The 23,520-nt window shown below is 67.2% G+C and carries 18 protein-coding genes and 2 pseudogenes; 10 read left to right on the forward strand and 10 right to left on the reverse strand.

What is annotated here, in order from left to right; all coding sequences use genetic code 11:
• Positions 1-8: 8 nt before the first annotated feature.
• The 4 genes from KY572_RS14660 to KY572_RS14675 all read left to right on the forward strand — a co-directional run bounded on the left by KY572_RS14660 (position 9) and on the right by KY572_RS14675 (position 3,892).
• Positions 9-515: a DUF1993 domain-containing protein gene (locus KY572_RS14660; protein WP_224243228.1), complete on the forward strand. Its 507-nt coding sequence runs from the start codon at positions 9-11 to the stop codon at positions 513-515.
• A 151-nt stretch (positions 516-666) separates the two neighbouring features.
• On the forward strand, positions 667-1,671 hold the full coding sequence (locus KY572_RS14665) for an SRPBCC domain-containing protein (RefSeq protein WP_224243229.1): 1,005 nt from the start codon (positions 667-669) through the stop codon (positions 1,669-1,671).
• Between the two features lie 149 nt (positions 1,672-1,820).
• Positions 1,821-2,882 (forward strand): FYVE zinc finger domain-containing protein, encoded by a 1,062-nt coding sequence (locus tag KY572_RS14670; RefSeq protein WP_224243230.1) that lies wholly within the window; start codon positions 1,821-1,823, stop codon positions 2,880-2,882.
• 125 nt (positions 2,883-3,007) lie between these two features.
• Positions 3,008-3,892: a hypothetical protein gene (locus tag KY572_RS14675; RefSeq protein WP_224243231.1), complete on the forward strand. Its 885-nt coding sequence runs from the start codon at positions 3,008-3,010 to the stop codon at positions 3,890-3,892.
• Positions 3,893-4,018: 126 nt separating this feature from the next.
• Here the strand turns inward: KY572_RS14675 and KY572_RS14680 are convergent, their stop codons facing one another.
• Positions 4,019-6,223 carry a kelch repeat-containing protein gene (locus tag KY572_RS14680; RefSeq protein WP_456077667.1) on the reverse strand — a complete coding sequence of 735 codons (2,205 nt, stop codon included), beginning with the start codon at positions 6,221-6,223 and terminating at the stop codon, positions 4,019-4,021.
• Positions 6,224-6,380: 157 nt separating this feature from the next.
• On the opposite strand from KY572_RS14680, the gene KY572_RS14685 reads away from it, so the two are divergent.
• Positions 6,381-9,113, forward strand: a complete 2,733-nt coding sequence (locus tag KY572_RS14685; RefSeq protein WP_224243233.1) for a bifunctional acetate--CoA ligase family protein/GNAT family N-acetyltransferase — start codon at positions 6,381-6,383, stop codon at positions 9,111-9,113.
• Between the two features lie 91 nt (positions 9,114-9,204).
• Here KY572_RS14685 and KY572_RS47790 read toward each other — a convergent pair.
• Positions 9,205-9,537, reverse strand: a pseudogene (locus KY572_RS47790) (cupin domain-containing protein); the annotation flags it as partial.
• On the opposite strand from KY572_RS47790, the pseudogene KY572_RS14695 reads away from it, so the two are divergent.
• A pseudogene (locus KY572_RS14695) lies at positions 9,419-9,742 on the forward strand (SDR family NAD(P)-dependent oxidoreductase); the annotation flags it as partial. The pseudogenes KY572_RS47790 and KY572_RS14695 overlap by 119 nt on opposite strands.
• Positions 9,743-9,807: 65 nt before the next feature.
• On the opposite strand, the gene KY572_RS14700 reads toward KY572_RS14695, so the two are convergent.
• The 3 genes from KY572_RS14700 to KY572_RS14710 form a co-directional block, all read right to left on the reverse strand.
• A complete protein-coding gene (locus tag KY572_RS14700; RefSeq protein ID WP_224243234.1) occupies positions 9,808-10,335 on the reverse strand; it encodes a hypothetical protein in 528 nt (175 codons plus the stop codon).
• A gap of 246 nt (positions 10,336-10,581) precedes the next feature.
• Entirely contained in the window at positions 10,582-12,123 is a 1,542-nt protein-coding gene (locus tag KY572_RS14705) for an alpha/beta hydrolase (RefSeq protein ID WP_224243235.1), read from the reverse strand.
• A 186-nt stretch (positions 12,124-12,309) separates the two neighbouring features.
• A complete protein-coding gene (locus tag KY572_RS14710; RefSeq protein WP_224243236.1) occupies positions 12,310-13,089 on the reverse strand; it encodes an AraC family transcriptional regulator in 780 nt (259 codons plus the stop codon).
• A 288-nt stretch (positions 13,090-13,377) separates the two neighbouring features.
• Here KY572_RS14710 and KY572_RS14715 point away from each other — a divergent pair, with 288 nt between their 5' ends.
• On the forward strand, positions 13,378-13,530 hold the full coding sequence (locus tag KY572_RS14715) for a DUF5953 family protein (RefSeq protein ID WP_224243334.1): 153 nt from the start codon (positions 13,378-13,380) through the stop codon (positions 13,528-13,530).
• A gap of 73 nt (positions 13,531-13,603) precedes the next feature.
• On the opposite strand, the gene KY572_RS14720 is transcribed toward KY572_RS14715, so the two are convergent.
• Together KY572_RS14720 and KY572_RS14725 are read right to left on the reverse strand one after the other, a co-directional pair.
• Positions 13,604-14,074 (reverse strand): NUDIX hydrolase, encoded by a 471-nt coding sequence (locus tag KY572_RS14720; RefSeq protein WP_224243237.1) that lies wholly within the window; start codon positions 14,072-14,074, stop codon positions 13,604-13,606.
• Positions 14,071-15,267 (reverse strand): DUF2380 domain-containing protein, encoded by a 1,197-nt coding sequence (locus KY572_RS14725; RefSeq protein ID WP_224243238.1) that lies wholly within the window; start codon positions 15,265-15,267, stop codon positions 14,071-14,073. The genes KY572_RS14720 and KY572_RS14725 overlap by 4 nt, the downstream gene beginning before the upstream one ends.
• 833 nt (positions 15,268-16,100) lie before the next feature.
• Here KY572_RS14725 and KY572_RS14730 point away from each other — a divergent pair.
• Both KY572_RS14730 and KY572_RS14740 read left to right on the forward strand, forming a co-directional pair.
• Positions 16,101-17,027, forward strand: a complete 927-nt coding sequence (locus KY572_RS14730; protein ID WP_224243239.1) for a hypothetical protein — start codon at positions 16,101-16,103, stop codon at positions 17,025-17,027.
• A 1,087-nt stretch (positions 17,028-18,114) separates the two neighbouring features.
• Entirely contained in the window at positions 18,115-18,606 is a 492-nt protein-coding gene (locus KY572_RS14740) for a hypothetical protein (protein WP_224243240.1), read from the forward strand.
• A 186-nt stretch (positions 18,607-18,792) separates the two neighbouring features.
• On the opposite strand, the gene KY572_RS14745 is transcribed toward KY572_RS14740, so the two are convergent.
• The 3 genes from KY572_RS14745 to gltG all read right to left on the reverse strand — a co-directional run bounded on the left by KY572_RS14745 (position 18,793) and on the right by gltG (position 22,389).
• On the reverse strand, positions 18,793-19,263 hold the full coding sequence (locus KY572_RS14745; RefSeq protein WP_224243241.1) for an NUDIX hydrolase: 471 nt from the start codon (positions 19,261-19,263) through the stop codon (positions 18,793-18,795).
• Positions 19,260-20,375, reverse strand: coding sequence for a DUF2380 domain-containing protein (locus tag KY572_RS14750; RefSeq protein ID WP_317987848.1), 1,116 nt, complete (start codon positions 20,373-20,375; stop codon positions 19,260-19,262). The genes KY572_RS14745 and KY572_RS14750 overlap by 4 nt, the downstream gene beginning before the upstream one ends.
• Before the next feature lie 160 nt (positions 20,376-20,535).
• Entirely contained in the window at positions 20,536-22,389 is a 1,854-nt protein-coding gene (gene gltG / locus KY572_RS14755) for an adventurous gliding motility protein GltG (RefSeq protein ID WP_224243242.1), read from the reverse strand.
• Positions 22,390-22,600: 211 nt separating this feature from the next.
• Between gltG and KY572_RS14760 the strand changes: the two genes are divergently transcribed.
• Positions 22,601-23,419: a class I SAM-dependent methyltransferase gene (locus KY572_RS14760; RefSeq protein ID WP_224243243.1), complete on the forward strand. Its 819-nt coding sequence runs from the start codon at positions 22,601-22,603 to the stop codon at positions 23,417-23,419.
• Positions 23,420-23,520 lie beyond the last annotated feature (101 nt).

Consider the following 23,520-nt stretch of genomic DNA (forward strand, 5'->3'; position numbering starts at 1 on the left):
CCATCCCCATGTCACTTTCCATGTACCAGGCGTCTGTCCCTGTCTTCATCCGCGCGCTGAACAACCTCTCGGCGATTCTCGACAAGGCCGCGGCCCATGCGGAGGCGAAGAAGTTCAATCCCTCCGTCCTCATCCAGGCCCGTCTGGCACCTGACATGCTGCCCTTGTCCTTCCAGATTCAGACCGCGACGGACCACGCGAAGGGCTGTACGGCCCGTCTGGCGGGAATCGAGATTCCCAGCTTCCCCGACACGGAGACGTCGTTCCCCGAACTGAAGGAGCGCATCGCCAAGACTGTCGCCTTCCTCCAGGGCGTGAGCGCGGCGCAGGTCGACGGCAGCGAGGAGCGCCCCGTCACCATCAAGCGAAGGGATGGCGAGATGCGCCTGCTGGGCCAGCCCTATCTGCTGAACTTCGTGCTGCCCAACTTCTTCTTCCACGTCACGACCGCCTACGACATCCTGCGTCACAACGGCGTGGACATCGGCAAGCGGGACTTCATCGGGAACCTGTGAGCCAGCCGCCGCCCCTACCTGAACTTCCACCAGGGGCGCGAGGGTAAGGCGGGGGAGCTGGGAGCAGTGGAAGGGGCAGCGGCCCGGCGTTCCCCCAGCCCCTGGAGTGATCTGCTAAGTCGGGGTGAAGCGCTTCAGGGGGGCGAAGAGCATGGCGACGAAGAGTCGGGAACAGCAGCCGATCGACGCATATCTGGCGAGCGTGAAGGACCCGGTGGCGAGGAAGACGCTGGGGGCGCTGCGCCTGCAGCTCCGGAAGCTGCTGCCAGGGGCCACCGAGACGATCAGCTACCGGATGCCCGCCTTCAAGGTCGATGGGGAAGTCGTGGCGGGCTTCGCGTTCTTCAAGAGCCACTGTGGCTACTACCCGTTCAGCGGCGGTGTGGTGCCGGCACTGAAGTCGGAGCTGGAGGGGTACTCCACGTCGAAGAGCGGCGTCACCTTCCAGCCCGACGAGCCGCTCCCGGCGAAGCTGGTGAAGCGGCTGGTGCAGGCACGGCTCGCGGAGATCGCCACGGGCGGGAAGAAGCCCGCGGCTGCGAGTAAGAGCGCGCTCATCACCGCCCGCGTGACCGACAGCGCCGTGAAGGACGCCACCGGGCGGGATTGGAAGACCTGGATGCGTGCCCTGGATGCGGCGGGGGCGGCCGAGCTGAACCACAAGCAGCTCGTCGCGCTCGTGGCCCGAGAGGTCGAGTCCGGCTGGTGGCAGCAGTCGATCGCGGTGGCGTATGAGCAGGCTCGCGGCAAGCGGGTGGTGGGCGAGACCGCCACGACGGGCTTCCAGGTGGGGGTGGTGCGCACGCTGCCGATGACCGTCCCCGCGTTGTGGGACCTGGTCTCGAAGCAGGCGGAGCGCTGGCTCGGCCCGGGCGCGACGCTGAAGCTCGAGCCGGGGAAGGGCTATGAGGTCCCCAAGAGGCGCGGAGCCCCCGGCGTGCGCGGAGAGCTCCGGGTGGTGAAGCCCGAGCAGCGCCTGCGCATGACGTGGCAGCCAGACGATTGGAAGAAGCCGGCCACGTTGCAGCTCACGCTGGTGCCGAAGGCGCGAGGAGCTTCGCTCCATGTACACATGGAGAAGCTGCCGGACGCGAAGGCCCGGGAGGCCATGCGCGAGCACTGGTCGAAGGTCCTCGAGAAGCTCGCGAAGGCGTGAGCTGTGCGCGGATCAGCGCGCGAATACGCTCGACACACGTGGAGTGGAGGGCCTGCTGGCCCTCCCTCGGCGCCGCGTGCCCATCTTCCTGGGTTGGACAACCCGGAGAGGCGTTGGAACTCCCGTCGACGCCGCTAACATGAGAAGGCATGCCGCTCGTCAGCCTCTTTCTGAAACGTGTCACCAACGGGCTCGATTCCAAGAACGCCGATTACAAGTACCGGCTCTCCGTGACCGAGTGCGTGGACTTGATGTTCGCCTCCACCGTCACACACGCCCCCAGCTCGACGCCGGTGACGGCCGGGACGACGTGGACCCCTGTCTCCACGCATCCCCCGCACGCCCATGCCCACATCAGCGGTGAGGGCTTCTCGCCGACGAAGGGCAAGACGGCTCCCAAGGAGAGCGAGCACCTGGACCCGGTCACGCGCGCGGCCTACCTGGGCATCCACCAGGAGCGCTTGATCGTGGACCCGCAGGTCACCAAGAAGATCGCCGGCACCAAGACCAAGGTGCCCGAGCCCTATACCCAGCGCAAGAAGCACTCCCAGTTCGAGGACTCCGAGGTCGCGCTGATGACCTTGTTCTTCGCCCTGAACACCGAGACTGGCCAGCAAGCGCTCCTGCACCTGGAGACGGCGACGTCCGGCGGCGGCTTCGTCGCGCGCCGCGCCGTCCTCAACTCGCAGTCCGCCGCCGAGTGCCTCAAGAAGCTCCCGATGCTCAAGGACAAGAAGCCGTCCTCCCACCCTCTGCGAGGCAAGACGCCGGGGGTGCTGGAGCGCGGCACGGGTGGGGCGGGAGCCGCGCCGGTCACGAACCAGGCCATCGTGGGGACGGTGACGGTGCTGGACGCGACAGCGACAGGCGACCTGCTGGTGACCACGCACTACCCCGTGAGCTCGTGGAAGACCGCGCCCTCCGCCTCGCACGACAAGGTCGAGCGCTCGGGGGACGCCTTCGCCACCGACTCGGTGGAGAAACCCTGGCGCACGGACCAGCAACTCCTCTGGTCGCCCGAGAAGGTGTGCGTGAAGTGCGAGAAGCTCTTCGTGGGGACCGGCTTCCGCTGGTACTACTGGCACTGCTGCAGGAAGTGCGGCTACCAGTACTGCCCCTCGTGCGGTGACAAGCTGAAGTGGGCGGGGTGGTTCACCCGCGAGCGCAGGTGCGACCAGAAGTCGTGTGACGGCGTCACCTTCCTCTTCTGAGCGCGCAGCACCGTGCGCCGTGGGCCCTGGCGAGGTGTGGCGTTGTGACGGGACTGACACAGTCCCCGCATGCGGCATGTCACAGGCTTGTGGTACTCGGGGGCCCTCACCTGTGGAGCCCCCCCATGCAACTACGTACCCTCGCCCTCGCCAGCCTCGCCGCGCTCGCGGCCTGCAACAACGACATTCCCGAGACCGCGGAGGAGACCGGCGTCAGCACCGCCGCGGTGACGGCCACCCGTCTCTACGCCGCGGTAGGCGACAACGAGCTCAGCTTCGAGACGCTCGGCACCTTCGAGGAGCGTGAGGGTGTCCGCGCCCTCATCATCCGCGCCACCGCGAACCGCTACCTCTCGGACGTCCTGAGCTTCGTCCCGGATGACGCCTTCGGGGAGGCGAACATCATCAGCGAGCGCCGGTTCGAGATCGTCCTCCGCGAGGGCCATGAGCTCAACACCGTGCTCTCCGGCCTGCCGCTCTTCGTGCGCGTCGACACCTTCACGGGCACGCCGCGCTCGTACACCGCGCGCATCGTGATTGCCCCGCGCTTCTTCGACTTCCGCGGCGACAGCGGCATCTGGATCGAAGAGGCGGTGAACCCCATCTACGTCGTCCGGGGTAACAACAACCTGCTCTATCGCGGCCGCGCCGCGGTGTCCGGGTACGTGGACTGGCTCTCCGTCACGGCGCCCGACGGCATCCCGCAGGTCTACGGCCGGCCCAACTACCGCCTCGACTGGTCGTATCCGGCGCTGTACCAGGCCATCGACCCGCACACCGTGCCGCTCACCTTCAGCGCGGGCGCCGATAACGGGGTGGACATGCAGAAGACGGCGCGCCTCGTCGCTCGCGTGACGGAGCTCGCGGTCACCGATGGCGACGCCTACGACGTCTGGCCCAGCCCCGACTGCGACCCCGCCGTCTACAGCTGCTACCACTCACAGCCCGCGGGCACGACGGACTTCGGCCACTGCGGCACCTACCGCCAGGTCCTGCGCTGCACGTACTAGCGGGCCGTCGCTGCGTGCCCCATGAGGAGCTTGGCCCGTGCCCGGAGCGGATGCTCGGACCGCCAGGTCCCGTCTTCGTTCCCAGTCCGATGATTTCTCCCGGGGGGCCCACCGCGACGGCCCCCGTCAGGGCGTGTACAGCTCCGCCGACGCGAGCTCATAGTTGCCATCGACGATCTGTCCCCCGACGGCGAGGACCCTGCCGTCGGGCAGCAGCACCGCCGTGTGGTCTTCGCGAGCGGTGGCCATGGAGCCTGTCATGCTCCAGGTGCCCAGGGCCGGATCGTACAGCTCCGCTGTCTCCTGGGAGCCGTCGGGGCCGCCGAGTCCCCCCGCGACGAGGACCTTGCCGTTGGGCAGCAGCGTCGCCGTGTGGTTGAAATGAATCTTGTTCATGGAGTTGGTGGGACTCCAGGTGCCCGTGGCCGGGTCATACAGCTCCACTGTCCGGAGGCCATTGCCTCCCGCGACGAGGACCCTGCCGCCCGGCAGCAGCGTCGCCGTGTGGTTCTCGCGAGGTGAGCTCATGGAGCCGGTCTGGCTCCAGGTGTTCGTGGCCGGGTCGTACAGCTCCACCGCCGTGCCCGGCGGTGAATTGCCCCAGCCTCCCGCGACGAGGACACTGCCGCCCGGCAGCAGCGCCGCCGTGTGGTAATAGCGAGCTGTGGCCATGGGGCCGGTAGGGCTCCAGGTGCCCGTGGTCGGGTCATACAGCTCCGCTGCCGGGAGGTTGTTGCCTCCCACGACGAGGACCTTGCCGCCCGGTAGCAGCGTCGCCGTGTGCCGCGCGCGCCCTTCCGCCATGGAGCCGGTAGGGCTCCAGGTGCCCGCGGCCGGGTCGTACACCTCCGCCGAGTGGAGGTAGGGCTCGAAGGGGTCCGCTTCATCGAACCGTCCCCCGCTGACGAGGACCTTGCCGCCCGGCAGCAGCGCCATCGCGTGGGAGGTGCGACGGTGGCTCATGGAGCCCGTGGGGGCCCAATAGCCCATGGGGAAGGGACAGTCTGGCAGTCCCGTCACCGCGAAGCTCCGGGTCGCCGTGAGGTAGCTGGAGAAGGGGTTGGTGACGGTGACGGTGATGGAAGCAGCAGCGTTGGCGTTGACGCAGGCGGGTGCTGTCCAGGTGATGCGGCTGCGAGAGCCGTCGCTGTCGGGGGTGCCCAGCGAGCCTGTATTGGCCTCCCAGGAGAAGGAGAGGGCCGCGCCCTGCGGATCGCTGGCCACCACCTCGTAGGTGAGCACCTGTCCCGGGGTTGCCGTGTCCGAGGACCTGTAGGAGCGGATGATGGCGGGCTCGGAGGGGGGCGGAGGGGGCGTGTCCCGGACGCACAGGGCGACGCTGCCCGTGGTCTGTCCTCCTCGTCCGTCCGAGACGGAGACCGTCAGTCGGCAGTTGTTGCAGGCGCCGGCGGGCAGGAGCGAGGGCGTGAACCGCGCGGAATGGGAGGAGGCGTTGCTCCAGGAGCCGGCGCAGGTGGCGCTCCAGGAGTAGGAGAGGCTGTCCCCATCCGGGTCGGAAGCAGCGACGGAGACAGAGGTCGTCTGCCCCACGGACAGCTGCGTGGGCGTGGCACCGAGCGAGGCCACCACGGGGGAGCTGTTGAAGCAGATGGACAGCTGCGCCTCGCCCTCTCCGTCATGGGTGACGTTGACGGACAGGGAGATGCTGGAGGACAGGCCGCGCGAGTCCGTCACGGTCAGCGTGAGGGTCTGGAGGCCGGTGGAGGCCGGAGCGGTCCACGAGGTGGCGGCCTCGGAGGGCGAGGCGAAGGAGCCCGCGGTGGCGCTCCAGGCGTAGGAGAGGGTGTCGCCCGGGTTGGGATCATGAGCGGTGGCCCACAGGGAGAGGACGCCGCCCGCGGACACAGAGGTGGCGGAGGCCACCAGGGAGTCGATGAGCGGGGCCTCATTGACGAAGGGGGGAGGAGGATTGACCTGCTGGAGGGTGATGGCGACCAGGGTGGTCTGGTTGGCGGAGAGGGTGACGCCAGAGGCGGAACCCTCGAAGAGCAGGGTCCCGGAGGAGTCGAAGGCCCGAGCCTGGAAGGAGCGGTTGGAGCCCGCGGGGATGTTGCCGATGGTGCCGCCCCACACCCCGTTGGAGGGGGCGAGGTCCAAGGTCACGGAAGGGATGTCCGCGGCGCTGGAGGTGACGGAGACACGAGCGATGCTGGAGGTCAGCGCCTGACGCATGGAGACGGCGAAGCGGGCCGAGCCCGTCTCGGATGAAGAGTCAGCGCAGCCGACCAGCAACACCACGGTGATTGCCAACAGCACCTGCGCGAGAGTCTTTTTCACAGTCCCCCCTGAGTGACCGGAATGCGCGGTCATGGAACAGGAAGGGAGGGTGTCCCGGCTATTGCCCTGAATGTCCTGTGCGCAGTTCGTTGCTGGGCTTCAGCGACTCTGTCTGCTGTCACGCATCCCGGGAGCGCGTGGCACCGAATTGTGTCTGGCTCCCCGCCCATCGTTGCTAGGCCTGGGCGTCATGGCGACGCGCTCTCCGCTGGAACCGACGTATGATCTGCTGCACCAGCAGGCTCGACACCCGCTCGATGCCCTCTTCGCTCCCCGGAGCGTGGCCGTGGTGGGCGCCAGCGAACGCCAGGGCAGCGTGGGCCGCACCATTCTCTGGAACCTCATCAGCAGCCCCTTCGGCGGCACCGTCTATCCGGTCAACCCGAAGCGGAACAACGTGCTCGGCATCCGCGCCTGGCCTTCCATCTCCGCCATCCCGGAGCAGGTGGATCTGGCCGTGGTCGTCACCCCGTCCCCCACCGTGCCCGCCGTCATCCGCGAGTGCGTCCAGGCAGGCGTGAAGGGCGCCATCATCATCTCCGCCGGCTTCAAGGAGACGGGCCCCGAGGGCGTCCGCCTGGAGCAGGAGGTGATGGCCGCGGCCCGGGGCCACCTGCGCATCATCGGCCCCAACTGTCTGGGCGTCATGCGCCCCACCTCCGGCCTCAACGCCACCTTCGCGGGCGCCATGGCCCGGCCCGGCAACGTGGCCTTCATCAGCCAGAGCGGCGCCCTGCTCACCGGCATCCTCGACTGGAGCCTGCGCGAGTCCGTGGGCTTCAGCGCCTTCGTCTCCATGGGCTCCATGCTGGACGTGGGCTGGGGAGACCTCATCGACTACCTGGGCAACGATCCCCGCACCCGCAGCATCCTCCTGTACATGGAGTCCATTGGCGACGCGCGCGCATTCCTCTCCTCCGCGCGCGAGGTGGCGCTCCAGAAGCCCATCATCGTCATCAAGGCCGGGCGCACCGCTCAGGCGGCCCAGGCGGCCGCCTCGCACACCGGCACGCTGGCCGGCAGCGACGAGGTGCTCACCGCCGCCTTCCGCCGCGCCGGTGTGCTGCGTGTCGACAGCATCTCGGACCTCTTCTACATGGCCGAGGTGCTGGCCCGGCAGCCCCGGCCAGAGGGCCGTCGGCTCACGCTGATCACCAACGCGGGCGGACCGGGCGTGCTGGCCACGGATGCGCTCGTGTCGGGCGGAGGAGAGCTGGCGAAGCTGTCCGAGCAGACGGTGACGGCCCTCGACGAGTTCCTGCCACCTCAGTGGAGCCACGGCAACCCGGTGGACATCCTGGGAGACGCGGACCCCGAGCGCTATGCGAAGACGCTCGAGGTGGCCGGCGCGGACGAGAACAGCGATGGGCTGCTCGTCATCCTCACGCCCCAGGACATGACGGAGCCCACGCAGACGGCGGATCGGCTCAAGCCCTACGCCCGCATGGGCAAGCCGGTGCTGGCCAGCTGGATGGGTGGCTCCGCGGTCGCCGCGGGCGAGCGCATCCTCAATGACGCGGGCATCCCGACGTTCGGCTACCCGGACACGGCCGCGCGCATCTTCAATTACATGTGGCGCTACAGCTACAACCTGAGCGCCCTCTATGAGACGCCGACCCTCGCGGAGGAGCCCACGGGGGATGCTCGCGAGCGGGCCCAGGCGCTCATCCACGCCGTCCGCTCCGAGGGCCGCACGCTGCTGACGGAGTACGAGTCCAAGCAGTTGCTGGCCGCCTATGGCATCCCCACCGTGGAGACGCGGTTGGCCGGCACGGTGGACGAGGCGGTGGCGCAGGCCGAGTCCCTGGGCTACCCGGTGGTGGTGAAGCTGCACTCGCGCTCCATCACCCACAAGACGGACGTGGGAGGCGTGCGGCTGAACCTGGGCAGCGCGGCCGCGGTGCGTGAGGCCGTGGAGGGCATCCGCCGGAAGCTCCAGGAGCTGGGCCAGGGCGACGCCTTCGACGGCGTGACGGTGCAGCCCATGGCGAGGCTGGACGGGTACGAGCTCATCGTCGGCAGCAGCCTGGATGCGCAGTTCGGCCCGGTGCTGCTCTTCGGCGCGGGCGGTGTGCTGGTGGAGGTGTTCCAGGATCGGGCGCTGGGGCTGCCTCCCCTGAACACGACGCTGGCGCGTCGGATGATCGAGCGCACCCGCATCCACGAGGCGCTCAAGGGAGTGCGCGGGCGCCCTCCCGTGGACCTGGCGGCGCTGGAGAAGCTGATGGTGCGCTTCAGCCAGCTCGTGGTGGAGCAGCGCCTCATCCAGGAGGTGGACATCAACCCGCTGCTGGCCTCGCCCGAGCGGCTGCTGGCGCTGGACGCGCGCGTGGTGCTTCACCCCACGTCGGTGCCCGAGTCCGCGCTGCCACCGCTGGCCATCCAGCCCTACCCCTACCAGTACACCTGGCGGTGGAAGGCCCGGGATGGCCAGGAGTACATCCTTCGCCCCATCCGCCCCGAGGACGAGCCGAGGATGGTGGCGTTCCACCATGCCCTGTCCGAGCAGAGCGTGTTCATGCGCTACGCCGGCATGATGCGCCTGGATCAGCGGGTGGCCCACGAGCGCCTGACGCGCATCTGCTTCATCGACTACGCACGGGAGATGGCGCTGGTCGTCGAGAACCCCCGGGTGGACGGCGGAGAGATCGTCGGCGTGGGCCGGCTCACGCGGCTGCTCGGCACCTCGGATGGGGAGTTCGCCATGCTCATCAGCGACAGGATGCAGTGCCAGGGGCTGGGCACGGAGCTGCTCCAGCGCCTGGTGGACATCGGCCGCGACTGGGGCCTCTCGCGCATCGTCGCGGACATCCTCGGGGGCAACCGCCCCATGCAGCGCGTCTGCGGCAAGCTGGGCTTCGAGATTCTCGGCTTCGAGGACCCGAGGGCGGAGATGGTGAAGGCCGTGAAGGTCCTGGGCTGAAGCAGGAGGGAGGTTGAGGTACCGGTCGAAGAGGGCTCGGGCGTTCAACTCGTTCGTGCCCCGGGAGCCTCGGGATCCATCGCCGTTCGCGGGACTCCTCTCGCACGAGCTCCAAGAGGGTCGAGAGCCTTCGCTCGCCGCGGACGTGCACGAGTTGCGGAAGGAGCGAGACGAGCAAGCTCGCGTCCGGGGAAGCGAAGACGCAGTAACCCACCAGCATTCGAACATCCGGCGGGCCATCTGGATCGCCATTTCTGACCTCGCCATCGGGCAACACGATCTGCGCGGTGGCGCGCTTGCCCCTGGGAGGCTCGGCCGTGACCCAGGCATTCCTGCCTCGGTTCCGGCAACGGAAGGCTGGAGTCGTCGTGAACGTCTCGTCCGGCACGACGCTGAAGCCGCTCCCGATGCTTGCCGTGTACACAGCGAGCAAGGCGGCGCTCAACGCATTCACCGAGTCGCTCGCGCTGGAACTCCAGCCCTTCAACGTGCGGGTGAGCCTCGTGATGGAGCCGTTCACCCGGTCGCTCGACGTGGCGGAGGTGATCTGGCGTGCGGTGAACGATTCGTCGAGCCCGATCCGCCAGCCCGCCGGCGCGGATGCCGTGGCGTTGGCCAGGTCGAACTGAGCCTGGAGGTGACGGGACTGATACAGTATGGCAATCGGGTACTTCGTCCTGTTCACGCTCGCTTCTCAGTCCGGTCCTCGCAGGACATCCACCGAGACCTCCAGGGAGTCCATCAGGAAGTAGAGCGCGCCCTCGAACTTGAGTGTCTTCACCTTCTCGATGGTGACGATGTATTCGAGTGCGCCGACCCGCTGACGCTTGGATGCACCGACCTCGAAGTCCTTGGAGGTAAAGGCAACGCGGCCCTTCTCCTCCTCGCCGTCTCCTGCGTCCGGCGTCGACCGGGCGCTCAGCTCGATGCCGAAGTCCGGAGCAATGCTTCCCTCCGGGTGGTTGTAGGCCTGCCCGTCCCAGGAGAGGAAGTAGGCATAGCCGAGCACGCTCTCTCCCTGAGACTCGCGGACGATGAGCGTGCGCCCGGTGCAGCAGAAGGGCCCCACGTAGTGGTTGTCATTCGCGATGCCGTCCTGAGGCAGTCGGTAGGAGCCCACCAGCCGCTCCTGCTCCTCGGCGGTGAGCCCGCCTGAACAGCCCGCTCCCAGCGTGGCCATGACAGCCAGTGCCACCGCGCACAGCATCCTCGAGTTCTGCATGTCTACCCCTCCGCTTCACATGGGAAGTCCCAGCCCCTGTGCAATGCATGCGCCACCCCCCGCGGGCCCTGGGAGCGTGCGGAGCAGGGCGAGGTGCAGTGCCAATCTGTCCGAGGGCGCGCCGGAAGGGGCGTACAGATTGTCATCGGGTCACCGAGACCCGAAACCGGGGTAACTTCAGAGCACCCGCCGGTCGCGCAGGGCTCTCATGAAACGGAAAGAACAGCACGCCAATCCCGACGACCGCTAAGGACCCGAAGGTTTCTCGGGCGCAGGGAAGGAGGGCCGTTTGAAATGAGGGGCGGGCAGCACGGCATTGGCCGGTACCCCGCGGGTGTCACCGGTCTTGAGGAACTCGATGACCGCCGCCCGGACTGCGGGCTGCTGCTCAAGGACCGCATAGCGGGCGCCGTGCCTGCCACGGTGCACCAGGATCGTTCGGCTGTTCGGAAAATACGGCTGCATGTTCAGCGTGTTCTCGACGGGCGTGGACGTGTCCCAATCGCCATGGATGAAGAGCACCGGGATGGAGCTCAACACCGGCACCCGTAGCTCGTCACCCACGTCCGGGGACGGCCAGACCGGCGCCGATCCGGTGTAGGAGTCGAGGGTGGCCGTGCCGAGGAACTCGACGCCCGGGTCGGTTCGGAGGAGGTGCTCACGGGCCGCCGTCACTCCGAGGCTCGTATCGATCAGCGGGCCGATGAGGGGCCACCGGTTGTCCTGGCGCTGCTTCACGAGGTCGCGCGCCCAGTCATCATAGTGACCGTGATAGAGCGACAGGACAAAGGCCGGCCACACGTGGGCGGGCGCGACCAGCGAGTCCTGAAGCTCATTGAGCCCGAGCACCACCTCTCGAACCCTCCCCGTCGTCTCGTCCTCGAGCTTGACCGTGACTGGCCCGCGCGCGAAGCGTTCGCGCACCGCGCGCAACGCGCCCATGACGCCGCCCTTCGGCAGGTAGGGCGCGAGCCCGGGGTCCCGGTCGGCGTCGAAGGCAATGCGTTGAAGCGCCGCGAGGACGTGCGAAGGCATGTCGTACCCGAAGTCGAGCGGCTCGACGGCCGCCAGCTGCGCGCGGGCGACAATCTCGGGGTGAAGCCGCATCACGGCGAACGCCCACTGCGACCCGAAGCTCTCCCCGGAGAGCGTGATCTTGTCGTACCCAAGGGCCCGCCGCAGATCGTTCACGTCCTCGGCGCACTGAACGATGGTGTACCCGGCGAGGTCTTTATCCGGGTGGGCCGCGATCGCTTCTCGGGCCGCCTTCACCATGTTCGCGGTCTCGGCCGACGGCGAACCCGGCCTGTCCAAGGGTTGGTGCAGGTAGGCAAACTCGAGCATCTCTCCGCGCTTCGAAAAGCCGCGTTGGTCAAGGACCACGACGTCGCCCGCGGCGTTGAGCATGTCCCACAGTGTGAGCAGGGCTTGCCCAACAGGGTCTCCGTCGACCAGGGCGTTGAGATCGCTATTCCCAGGCCCGCCGGGCAGATTGAAGATTGGCGGGGCCCCCGTGGGCTGCGCCGCTCGGAAACGGGCGAACCCAATGCCGATGACGCGGCTGCCCGGGACGGCCCGGTTCTCTGGCACGTAGAGGGTGCCTAGCTCGTACCGCACCGTCCCGGCCCCGATCTTCTTCACGGAGGCGGTCTCGATGACGATCTCGCCGGCCTTGTGGGCGCCTGCTGCGCGAGCCTGAGAGGTGAGGGTGGCAAGAGCGAGGGCCAGGAACGCTCCGGCTGTGCGACTGAGCCCCGTCGGTTCGATGCGCGCGACTGGCTTCTCCATGGCAAGGACCTCCTCGTGTGACGCAAGCGGTGCATCGGGCCCAGGCTCCTCTGGAGCGTGCGGGTGACGTCAGGGCCCGTCAGAGGCTCACGCTACCCGCGGGTGTGTATCGGGTCTTGAACACGATTAGGGCAGCCTGCCCTCACGTCGCGCGTCGTGGTCCGCGCTCCGCCCGTCGCGAACGCGTCAAGAGTCGGCAGACTGCCGTCGCAGCGCTCCCGGCGGGGCGCCCCGCTCGCGGCGAATGGCCCTCGTCATATGACTCTGATCGGCGAAGCCGACCGCCGCCGCTGTTTCGGCGAGCGTGCCCCCGCGGTCGATGAGCTCCAGGGCGTGAAACACGCGATGTGCACGCAGATAGTGACGCGTCGTCATGCCCCAGTGGGCGCGAAAGGATTGCGCGAGGTGCACGGGGTGCGTGCCGACGACGCGCCCGAGCTCTCCCAGCGTTGGCGGCTGGGCCATGTTCGCCACGAGGAGCTCGCGGGCCTCGTCGAGCCATGCGGGCGGGCGCCGTCGGGGCATTTCATCGAGCGTGCGCAAGATCGTCTTGACCGCATCGCGTACGCGACGGCGCCGGCACGGACGGGGCTCGCCGAACGCCCGCGCCAGGAGCTGTCCGAGCTCGAGAGCGGTAGGGAGAGCGAGGCGCGGCGGGTCGATGGCGGCGCGCGCCCGTCTGTCGCTGGGGTCCAACTGGACGAACAGCAAGTGAGCGCCCTGCGCGTGGTATTGGTTCTCGTGAGAGCGAAGGGGTCGACGCGTAAAGAGGGCGAGCGGCGTATGGCTGTCGAGCTCGAGCCCGGACCGCTCACTGCCTCCCCCAGCCAGCAAGACGCCGAGCTTCGCCGTGTCATGCGCGTGGGTAGGTAGGACGAGCGCCGGCGCGTGCCGCACCTCGATGACGCGCATCCCATCGAGATGCAGCTCGTCTTCGATGACAGCGTAGCCCCGCACACGGTTCATCGCGCTGGCACCCCACCAGGCCAGCGCCGCTTGTCGCGCATGCAGGGCCTGGGGCTTGGCGACGATGGACCGAGCGATGTCTGCGTGTAGCGCCCCCTCATTGGACGGAGCTTCATCAAATAGGAGTTGGCCATGGGGTTCGGACGATAGTCCGAACCGTGGCCCCTGTCGGCTCCTCGATGGGAGCAGCAGGCCCCGTTCCCCAAGGGAGAGGCCCTGGCGGCAGGTGCTGGCGGATGTCCAGGTCACCGCGAAGGGCACCGTGGTGGTGCTGGCGGCGACGCCCCACTGGGACCCCGGTTGCGGCGCACGGCGACGGGCGGGTGGGTGGTTCGGCTCACGGAGACGCCGCTGGATCTCGACAACCCAGCGCACCTGGAGGCGCTTGTGCGCGCGTATGATCGTTTCCCGGAGGTTGGTGGGCGCGTCAACTCGCGCTGAGAGATCTGCCGGGTGCTCCACTGGCCCGAGATGGGAGCGCTCGACTGGAGGCGGCGGGAATCGAACCCGCTGCTCAGACTTCCTCGTCGGGCAAGAGCGTGCGGAGCAGCGCGTCGTCGGGACCCAACGGACGCCAGCCAGGCGGCGGTGGCGTCGCACGGAGTGCAGCCCTGACCTGATCAGCTCGTGCCTGATGTGTTTCAGGGGTGTAGGCGGACCATGAACCGAGCGCCTTGGCCACCTTGAAACGGTTTGCGTCGTCCATCACGGCTGGCCAACCATCGGGGAGGCTCTGGGCCAACATGCGCACGAGCACATCGCGCACGAAGCGTGTGACCTGTTTGCGCTGCTCCGCCTCCGCAAGCAACTCGCTCAGCACCTGCACTCCGACGACATCCTCCTTGCCCAGTTCCTCGGCCAACGCATACAGCGGGACCGCAGGGCGCGCCTCGGCGAACGCGGTGAGCGACTCGTAGCCCCGCTCGCGTACCCGCTCATACAGTCGGGCCTTCCAGTTGCCCTGCCAGGCACGTCCGTCGGTCATCGCCCTCTCCAGGGGGTGAAGTTCATCGGAATGCCGTAGTCCTTCATACGCTCCGCGACGAGGTTCAGGACCTCGTTTCGCGTCAACCTCCGGCCCACCTCGAGCTCAGCGTCGCGTAGCGCCTTCATGATCATCTGGTTCCATTCTCGAGGCCATGTACGCCCCAGACGCCAATTGCCACCGCCATGGACCGCCTGGTGGTGAGCCTGCTCCAACTCGACGCAGAACTTGTCGATGTCCATGCTGCCATTGAAGCCGCGCTTCTCGAACCACTCGCGGAACTCCTCCGGCAGGACGTGATGTTGTGGCCGTTCGGCCATCCCCGCTCCCGCTTTGCCAGTCTCGTGTATGGCGGAAACCTCGGGGCCCTCGCCCAGCGCCTCGCGCACGCCTTGCGGTAACGCCTGGTTCGCTTGCGCCATCAACACCAGTCCGGCGTGGATGCGCACTGCGGCGCCGACAGCGAAAGCAGAGAGGACGCCCGCCCGCACCAGCCGTCGCATCAACTCCACCCACTCGGCGGTGACAACGAGCTGCGAGCCCATCATCACTCCGTTGGAGCCCATCACCAGTCCCACGCCCACCAAGGCAGGTGCGGTTGGCGGCAGCCGTGGCAGCGACAACTTCAACATCGATACCATCGTGAGCATCTCTATCGCTTGCGCCGCCGCGATGAACTGACCTGCGCGTTCCATGGACGCGCGAGCGCCCTCACGGAGGGAATGGAACTCCTGGGTGAGCTGGCCCATCAACGCGGGCAGCGCGGCCGTTGCTGCCTCTACCTGTGCTGGCTCCAGGGAGGACAGTGCCCTCATGGAGGGCTCAATGAGCTGCTGCACGCGGTGGATGTTCCGCAGCAGCCGCTCGACGCTGTAGGCGGGGCACTGTCGCAGGATAGCCTCTGCAAGGTTGAGAAAATCGACCCATGCGGCGAGCAGAGTGACGCCGGAGATGGCGGCCTGGAGTCGTGGGCCAGCGAGGCGCAGGAGGGCCAATCCCATGGTCGGCTCATCCACCGCCCATGCAGCGTCAGCCAGCGGGCTGATGCCCCCCAGAGCGCCAGCAAGCCATTGCATCTGGTGAGAGCCATAGGCGATGGAAGGGACGAACAGGCCGTTGACCTGGCCGGCGAGGCCTCTGTTGTCCGCGAGCTGGCGGAGCGCAGCGGCGATATCGCCCCTGGGGCGGTTCACGTCCTCGAGGGCACTGAGGAGCGCTTGGCGGGTGCGAGTGACGAACTGGCGCTCGGGCTCTGAAGCGGCGACAGGCGTAGCCGCCCTGGCAGAGAACGAGCGGACTGCGGGCCCTGCCTCCTGCCGATAGGCGGTACCTGCCGCATGGGGAACCTCAAGGCGCCCGCTCCCCGCCGCACAGCTCATGAGCACGGCCGCGATGCCTGCCAACGCGAGGGCTGTTCTTCTCATGGGTCGGCCTGCCGTGATGGTGGAAGGCGGAGGCTACATGAAGCCTTGAGGCCGAAGCAGCCCGCAACCTGCTCAGGTGGCTGTTCGCCTCGAGTGGAGGCGGCGGGAATCGAACCCGCAACAAGGTGGAAGCAAAACCCTCAGCAGGTCGCGCTGTTACCGGCCAACGCCTTGATCTCACACCGGATCGTTCCCCCGCTTCGTCCCATCTCGTCCCGTCTCGTCCCGTTCAATTCCCCGCTGGAGGGGCACACTGGGGGCACATGCGACCCAACCAGGTCAAGCCGCTCACGGATCCGAGCGGCCAGAGTTCCCCGATCTCCCAGGGCTCACGAGAAGCCAGCCCATGGGAGTGGCAGCGCCCTGTCCCTCCCATGCGTTGCGTCAGCGCGGCGGCCATCCACAGCGGCCGTCTGCTGGGACGCAGTTCTTGCGTGCACTGCTGGACGGGGTCACCTGCTGCCAGTTCGGCCAGATGACACATCCTGCGGAGGCGGCATTCACGCTCCACCCCGTATCAATTACGGGGGGGCATGCCATCACAAGGAAAATCGAGCGGAGCGGGGTAGGAGCCAATGGGCCCAGAAAAGAGGTTCCCAGGCTTGTACGCGGCCATTGCGCTGGGAAGTCTCTTCATCTCCGCCTCCCAAGTCGCCGTGGCGTGGATCGAAAAGCAGGGAGCCCTCGAGAATGAGCGAGTCCAGCAGGATCGCGAGTACGGCCTCAAATTCGTGGAACTCGTCGTCAGGGATCCCGAGAGATTCTTCGGGCGGACCCCCGATGAGCAGGAGCGAATGCGCCGTGTCATCACCCTCTCTTTTCCGCCCGATTTCTCCCAGAAACTGTTCAACCGATTCGAAGCCACCGCCTCGACAGTTTCTGACAGGATCGAGTGGAGACAGGCTGGCGAGCAGGTCGCCGCTCTCGGCAGCGGCGACTCGGAAATCGCGCGTGCCACCATGCTCTATATACAATACACCCATCGAGCGGACGCATCGCTGGTGGAACAAGCCATGTCCGAACTGCGCCTGAGAGGATACAAGGTCCCTGGGAGGGAATTCGTCTACAAGAATCTCGGGGCAACTCTCCTCTACTTTCACCCAGAGGATGAACAGGCGGCGAAAGCGCTGAAGTCGGTGCTCGATGAGTTCATGGCGGATCACAAACTGGATGTCAGCTTCAACGTCGAGAACTTTGGCACTCGATATCCCAATACGCCCAAAGGCATCGTCGAGGTCTGGCTTCCACCCATATGGCCAGCCAGGCCGCCACAGTCGGCCTACTGCTACCAAGAGGAAGTGCCGACGCGAAGGGATGCTCTGAAATATTCGATCTATTGCCAACCGACTGAACAGCTATGCGTGCGCTGGCGGGGAGAAAACTCGCAGACTCGACAATCGCAGTGTGTACGGTTGGAGTTCGCCAACTCGGGATGGAATCCTCAGTTCGACCCCACAACGACTTTCTGGTACGAGCATCGTGCTGATCCCTTTCCCCCTCCGTTTCCTCAACTCCCGGCCAACTATTAGAGAAAGGCGCCGCTGCCATCCGCCATCGGGCGCGCGAGGGCGCCACGGTGAGCGCCGCTGCGGCCCTGGAGCGTGCTCCACGGGGCCGGGCTGGCAGGTGTCCGACGCGCCAGGGCTCCACGGGCGCAGCAGACGAGCCTCGACGCGCGCGCGGGCTCGCCTGGCCCAGTTTCCCCTGTCCGATGCTCGCGCCTGCCTGTCCGACGCGCGGGGCCCCACGGCCCGAGTAGCTCGACGGGCCCGCCTTCCTGGCTGCCATGCTGGGCCGCACCTGCGCTCGTGCCGGGGCGCGCTGGTACGCTATAGCGGAAACTCCCGCAGCCTTGACCCGCAGCACCTCGCTTGCTTGAAAGAACGTGGCCATGCGTATCCGAACTTGCAGCACACTGCTGCTCCTACTTCTGCTCTCGGCCTGCGCAACGACGGAGCCGAGCCCGGGAGAGTGGGAGGATCCGAGTCCAAGATTCGCCAACCTTCAGCGGGCAGCGCAGTACCCCTGGACGGACGACGGGCATTGCGTGGTGCGCGAAGCTTCCAACGAATGGCCTATTCTTGCGGAGAGGTGCTATCACGCGCTCGACCATGACAGGGTCAAGTTCCGTGATGTCACAGGAAGATGCGCTGTCGCCTCTGCGGGTGCGGCTGCCGCGACCATGGGCGTAGGGCTCTGCGTCTTTGCGTCGCCGGCAGTCGTCGCTGGAGCAGTGATTATCATTGGCACCGTGGTGGTGGCGGTTGCCATCAAAGAGGGGTTGGATGCATACGAGCGGAGGGCATCCCGTGAGCGTGCGAGGCCCAAGGCATCCAATAAGCAGGAGCCCTCGGCGAATCGAAAGCCCAGCCCCAAGAACCAACCCGGCCCCAAGGGAAGCCCGGAGCCGGTTTCCCCGCCGATTCCTACGCCAGAGGAAAAGCAGCGCTGGCGCGAGACCTGTAGGGATCACTACGTGGTATGCAAAGAGTTCTTCGCGGGAGAGAAACAGCGCCGCGTGTGGGGCGAGAGCCAGTGTCAGTCGTGCATGGATCTCTGCATGCGTGATGGACAGTGGCCGGATGAAGCAAACGGCCACCCCTGCCCAGGAGGTTGATGGTGCGGACCACGCGCAAGGATTGGTGGCAGAGCGTTGCAGATCGTCGCGATGACCTCCTGGTCAAGCTCTACAAGGCGAAAGCGCCTTATGCAGAGCTGAAACGGGCCATGTTGGCGCAAGAAAAGGAGTTGATCCGAGAAGCGAGAACGCGCCGCGAACGTCTGCACCTCCAGCAGATCACCGCGAAACTGATCATCACCGAGGCTTACGGCGAGGGCGCAGGGTGGGACGAATTCGGCGCACTCTTAAGGCGCTGTGAGCGGCTCGGATATGCGGACATCACCCACCGGATCCATGTGGCATGTCTCTTCGTCCAATCATTGCCCCGCTTCCCAGAGCGAGCCCGGCAGGCGTTCGCCATGCTTGAGGAAGTGGAGGGGATGCTCAAGCGCATCCGCAAGAGTCACTACCTACGTAGAGAAGGGATGCAGGGCATAGCCCACGCGCGCGCGGTCGCGGCAGCAGCAGGCATCACACCGCCGAATTAGAGCGTGCTCGACGATACGGGCCCAGCGGCCAGTGTCGGACGCAGGAGGGCTCCACGAGCCCAGCAGGTCAGCTTGGACGCAGGAGGGCTCCACAGGCCCAACTTCCCACTTCCGATGGTGAGTTGATGGGTCACGCGACCATGGAAATGACCACGGGATGGAGGCGGCGGGAATCGAACCCGCTGCTCAGACTTCCTCGTCGGGCAAGAGCGTGCGGAGCAGCTCATCATCGGAGCTGAGCGGGCGCCATCCTGGGGGCGGAGGAGTGGCTCGGAGGGCTGCCCTGACCCGCGTGACGCGCCCCTGGTGGGTTTCAGGGGTGAAGGCGCTCCACGAGCCAAGCATCATGGCAACCTCGAATCGAGTCTCGTCATCCATCGAGGCCGGCCAGCCGTCCGGGAAACTCTCGGCGAGCTCGCGCACGAACTGGCCGCGCACCAGGCGTGTGAGCTGATGGCTGCGTTCCGCCTCGGCCACCAACCCGCTGAACACCTGCACGGCGTTGACCTCATCCCCTCCCAGTTTCTGGGCCAGCTCGACCAGCGGAAGGGTCGGGTGCGCTTCGGCAAAGGCGGTGAGTGACTCATAGCCGCGCTCACGGACTCGCTCATACAAGCGAGTCTTCCAGTTGCCCTGCCAGGAGCTTCCGTCGGTCATCGCCCTTTCCAGCGGGTGAAGTTCATCGGGATGTTATAGCGCTTCATCTCTCTTGCGAGGACCTTCAAGACCTGGTCACGAGTCAACATCTGGCCAATCTCTTCCTCTGCATCTCGTAGCGCGCGCATGATCAACTGATTCCATTCGCCGGGCCATGTGCGGCCCAGGCGCCAGTTGCCACCGCCGTGAATCGCCTGATGTATCGCCGTTTCCAATCGGACGCAGAACTGATCGATATCCATGGCACCCGTGAAGCCGCGCTGCTCGAACCACTCGCGGTGCTCCTTGGGCATGACATGGTGCTCGGGTGGCTCGGCCATGCCAGCGCCCGCTTTGCCGGTTTCGTGCATGGCGCGAACCTCAGGTCCGTCGCCCAGCGCCTCGCGCACGCCCTGCGGCAGGTCCCCGCGCGCCTGAGACATCAGCACCTGGCCGGCGTGGATGCGGACGGCGGAGCTGACGGCTGGAACGGAGAGGACGCCCGCCTGCACCAGTCGGCGCATCATCTCCACCCACTCGGCAGTGACAACCACCTGGGACCCCATCATCACGCCGTTGGAGCCCATCACCAGGCCCACGCCGAGCGAGGCAGGGGCGGCTGGGGGCAGCCGTGGCAGGGGCAGCCTCAGCATCGAGAGCAGGGTGAGCATCTCGACGGCCTGCGCTGCCGCCATGAGCTGACCGGCGCGCTCGTTGGCGACGCGTGCTCCCTCTCGGAGGGAGTGAAACTCCCGAGAGAGCTGACCCATGAGTTCGGGCATCGCGAGCGCTGCGGCCTCCACCTGTGAGGGTTCCAGGGAGGAGAGCGCCTTCAAGGAGGGCTCGATGCGTTGCTGCACGCGGTTCATGTCCGCGTACAGCCTCTCCGTGCTGTAGGCGGGGCACTGCCGGAGCACGGCGCCAGCGAGGTGGAGGAAGTCGACCCACGCGGCAAGCAGGGTGGTGCCGGACATGGCCGCCTGGAGACGCGGGCCGGACAGGCGCAGGAGGGCCAGCTCCATGTCGGGTTCATCCACCGCCCATGCAGTGTCCGCCAACGTGGCGGCGCCACCCAACGCGCCGTGGAGCCATTGCAGTTGGTGTGAGCCGTAGGCGATGCAGCGGGTGAACACGCCGTTGGCCCTGCCGCCAAATGAGTCCGCCTATCGCAACGAGGGGGCTGGAGGTTACGTGAGGCCCCGGAAAAACCACAGAAGCTCAGCAATCCGTCGGGAGTGTCGTGCTTCTCGGGATAGAGGCGGCGGGAATCGAACCCACCGCCTCCGGGCTGTTTCACCTACCGGCCTGCTTGAAGATGAACGGGTAGCTGACGACCACGATGCCTCCGCCCTTGGGTTTGGGGAACTCCCAGAGCCGCACGTGGCGGGCCACGCAGGAATCCAGCTCCTTGCTGCCCGTGCTCGACTGCGTCACGTTCGACTGGAGCACCTGCCCCTGCGGCCCGATGGTGAACTGCGTCTGCACCTTGCCGTTCAGGTCCGGGTACTGGTTGAGCAGGCTCTCGAAGCAGGCGCGGATCTGCTGCCGGTGGTCCTGGATGACCTTGCGCACCAATTCCTTGTCCAGCGAGCCTTCCTTCACCTCCGGCTCCGACATGGCGATGGCCACGTCCACCGTCTGCTTGCCGGTGAGCCCCACCGCTGCCCCGTAGTCCTTGTTGCCGCCCGCGCGGCCCGATGTCCCGATGGGGCCCAGGCCGATGGTGCTCCCGCCCGAACCACCCGGGCCACCAGGCCCCGTCTTCGTCCCCAGCCCGATGATTCCGCCTGGAGTCCCCACCGCGACGCTGACGTTGCTGATGGCGTTCCTGAGGTCGCTGTTCAGGCCGGAGCCGCCGAAGATGCTGGCGACGCCCGCCCTGCCGCCGCCGAGCAGGCTCTTGACCATGGTCCGCGCGGTGTCCTTCGGCGTCGCCGTGATCGGAGTCGTCAGCGACTTGTTCGGGAGCTTGGGCTGCTTCTTCGGCTCCCGGCTCGTCTGCGGCGCGGAAGGCTTCTGCTGGGCCTTCTGCTCGTTGAGCTTCGCGATGAGGGGGTTCTTCTGCGGCTCGGGCGGCTTGATGATGAGCTTCGTCAGGCGCGTCTGGTCGACGTTGAGCTCGTCGGCGAAGGCGTCGTCCCGGTCGCTCCGGTTCATCGCGCTGATCACGAACATCGTCGCGGCGAAGAACATCACCAGGAAGATGTTGAGCGCCCGGTAGTCCACCGACTCGGCCAGCGGCACGTACACCCGCCGGGGCACCGGCTGGAAGCAGACCTCCAGCGTCACTCCGCCCAGGTCCACCCAGAAGACGTCCTCCGTCTCCAGCGCCAGCGTGTACGCCGAGTCCTCGTGCGTCGCCTTGCCGGACTCGATGACCGCCTCGAGGCTCAGCGTCTCTTCGTTCCGGATGAGCTCGCCCTTCATCCTTCCCGTGAAGCAGACGCTGTACGTCTGCCCGTCCGTGCGCAGCACCTCCAGGCTCTGACTGCCGAGCCGCGAGTCGCCCGTGACGAAGTCCACGCCCGCCGCGCTGCCCACCGTGAAGGACTTCTTCTCGCCCGGAGGCAGGAAGAACTCGCCCACGCGCTGGTCGCCCCACACGAAGCTCAGCGACACGCCCAGCGGCCCGCTCGCTCGGCTCCGGCGCTCGGCGCGCACGCGAGGCATGGGCTCGGCGGGCGTCGCCTCCACCGGCTGCGTCACGAGCTCGTGCTTCTCCGCGACGGCCAGGGACGGCTCCACCGCGGCGACAGGCGCTGGAGCCACCTCGACGGCCACCGGGGCACTCGGCGCGGGCACCTCGGCGCTCGCCACGGCGGCGGAGAGGTTCACCGCGGCCACCGCGGCCGGGTTCTCCAGCCGCAGGGTGGTGCCGCCCACGCGGATCTCATCGCCGAAGGTGACGCGGCCCCGGTTGACGCGCTTGCCGTTGATGTACGTGCCCTCGACGCTGCCCATGTCGATGATGGACAGCGAACCATCCGTCCCCACCTCGAGCACGGAGTGGACCCGGCTGACCTTCTCGTCCTCCAGCCGCAGGTGGGCCGACGACAGGCGGCCGATCTTGATGATGTCGCGCTCGAAGTCCTGCGTCGTGACGAGCGTCTCGCCCTTGAAAACCTTGACTGTCAGAGGAATGGCCATGGCGGCTCCTGCTTGCTTGCTGGGGGTACTGACACCGCCTTTTCCAGAAGGTTCCCGCGTGAATTCCGCACGCACGCAGCGCCTCTCCGCGCACAGGAGACGTCGGCTGTGCGACATGCGCGTGCTCGGAGAAAGGGCTCGAAAAAAAGATTCGTCCACGCGCCGCCCCTCGCGCATTTCCCAGTCAGACCACTCGAAGGATGGGGGAGACATGAGGGCGGAGCGGTGGGTTTCGGAAGCGGCTTTCTTCGATCGACTGGCGGAGGCTCAGCTGCGTGGCATCACGCCGATGGATGCGGAGGTGCTGCGCAGGTACGCGGGGCCACTGCGTCCCTGGTTCCACAAGGAGTACCGCTTCGATGCGCTCGGAGAGCTGAGCGACAAGCACGTGCTGGACGTGGGCTGTGGGGACGGCACCAACGCCATCCTGCTGGCCAGCCGGGGCGCGCGGGTGACGGGCATCGACATCTCGCCCCGCTCCGTCCGCCTGGCGACCGAGCGCGCTCGGCGCGCGGGCCTGGAGGATCGCGTGCGCTTTCTCTGCTCCCCCCTGGAAGTGGCTGAGTTCCCCGAGGGCAGCTTCGACGTCATCTGGGGAGACGGCATCCTCCACCACCTCATCCCCGAGCTGGAGGCGGTGCTGGACAAGCTGGTGCACTGGGCCCGGCCCGGCGCGCAGGTCATCTTCTCCGAGCCGCTCAGCCTCAGCCCGACGCTGCGCCGCCTGCGCGCGCGCATCCCCATCCATGATGGCGCCACGCCGGATGAGCGGCCGCTCCAGACGGCCGAGCTGGGGCTCATCCTCCAGAAGCTGCCGGGCGCGCGGCTGCGGCACTTCGCGCTGCTGAGCTGGTTCAACCGCTTCCTCCTGCGAGGCAGCACCTACGAGCGCACCTGCCCGGAGCGGCGGCTCGCCGTGGACGCCCTGCATGTGGCGGACTACGCGCTGCTCTCGCTGCCCCTGCTCCAGAAGCTGGGCGGCATGGTGGTCATCTCGGCCACCGTCTCCAAGCCGGAGCGGGGAGGGTGAATCCGCAGCTTCCCCCTTCCCCTGCCGCCGGTGTGTGGCACACTGCACCGCGCTATTCGACTCCTGTTCTCCATCGTCTTCTGGACGTTCCTGGCGGTCTC

The sequence above is a fragment of the Hyalangium gracile genome (assembly GCF_020103725.1).
Taxonomy (GTDB): domain Bacteria; phylum Myxococcota; class Myxococcia; order Myxococcales; family Myxococcaceae; genus Hyalangium; species Hyalangium gracile.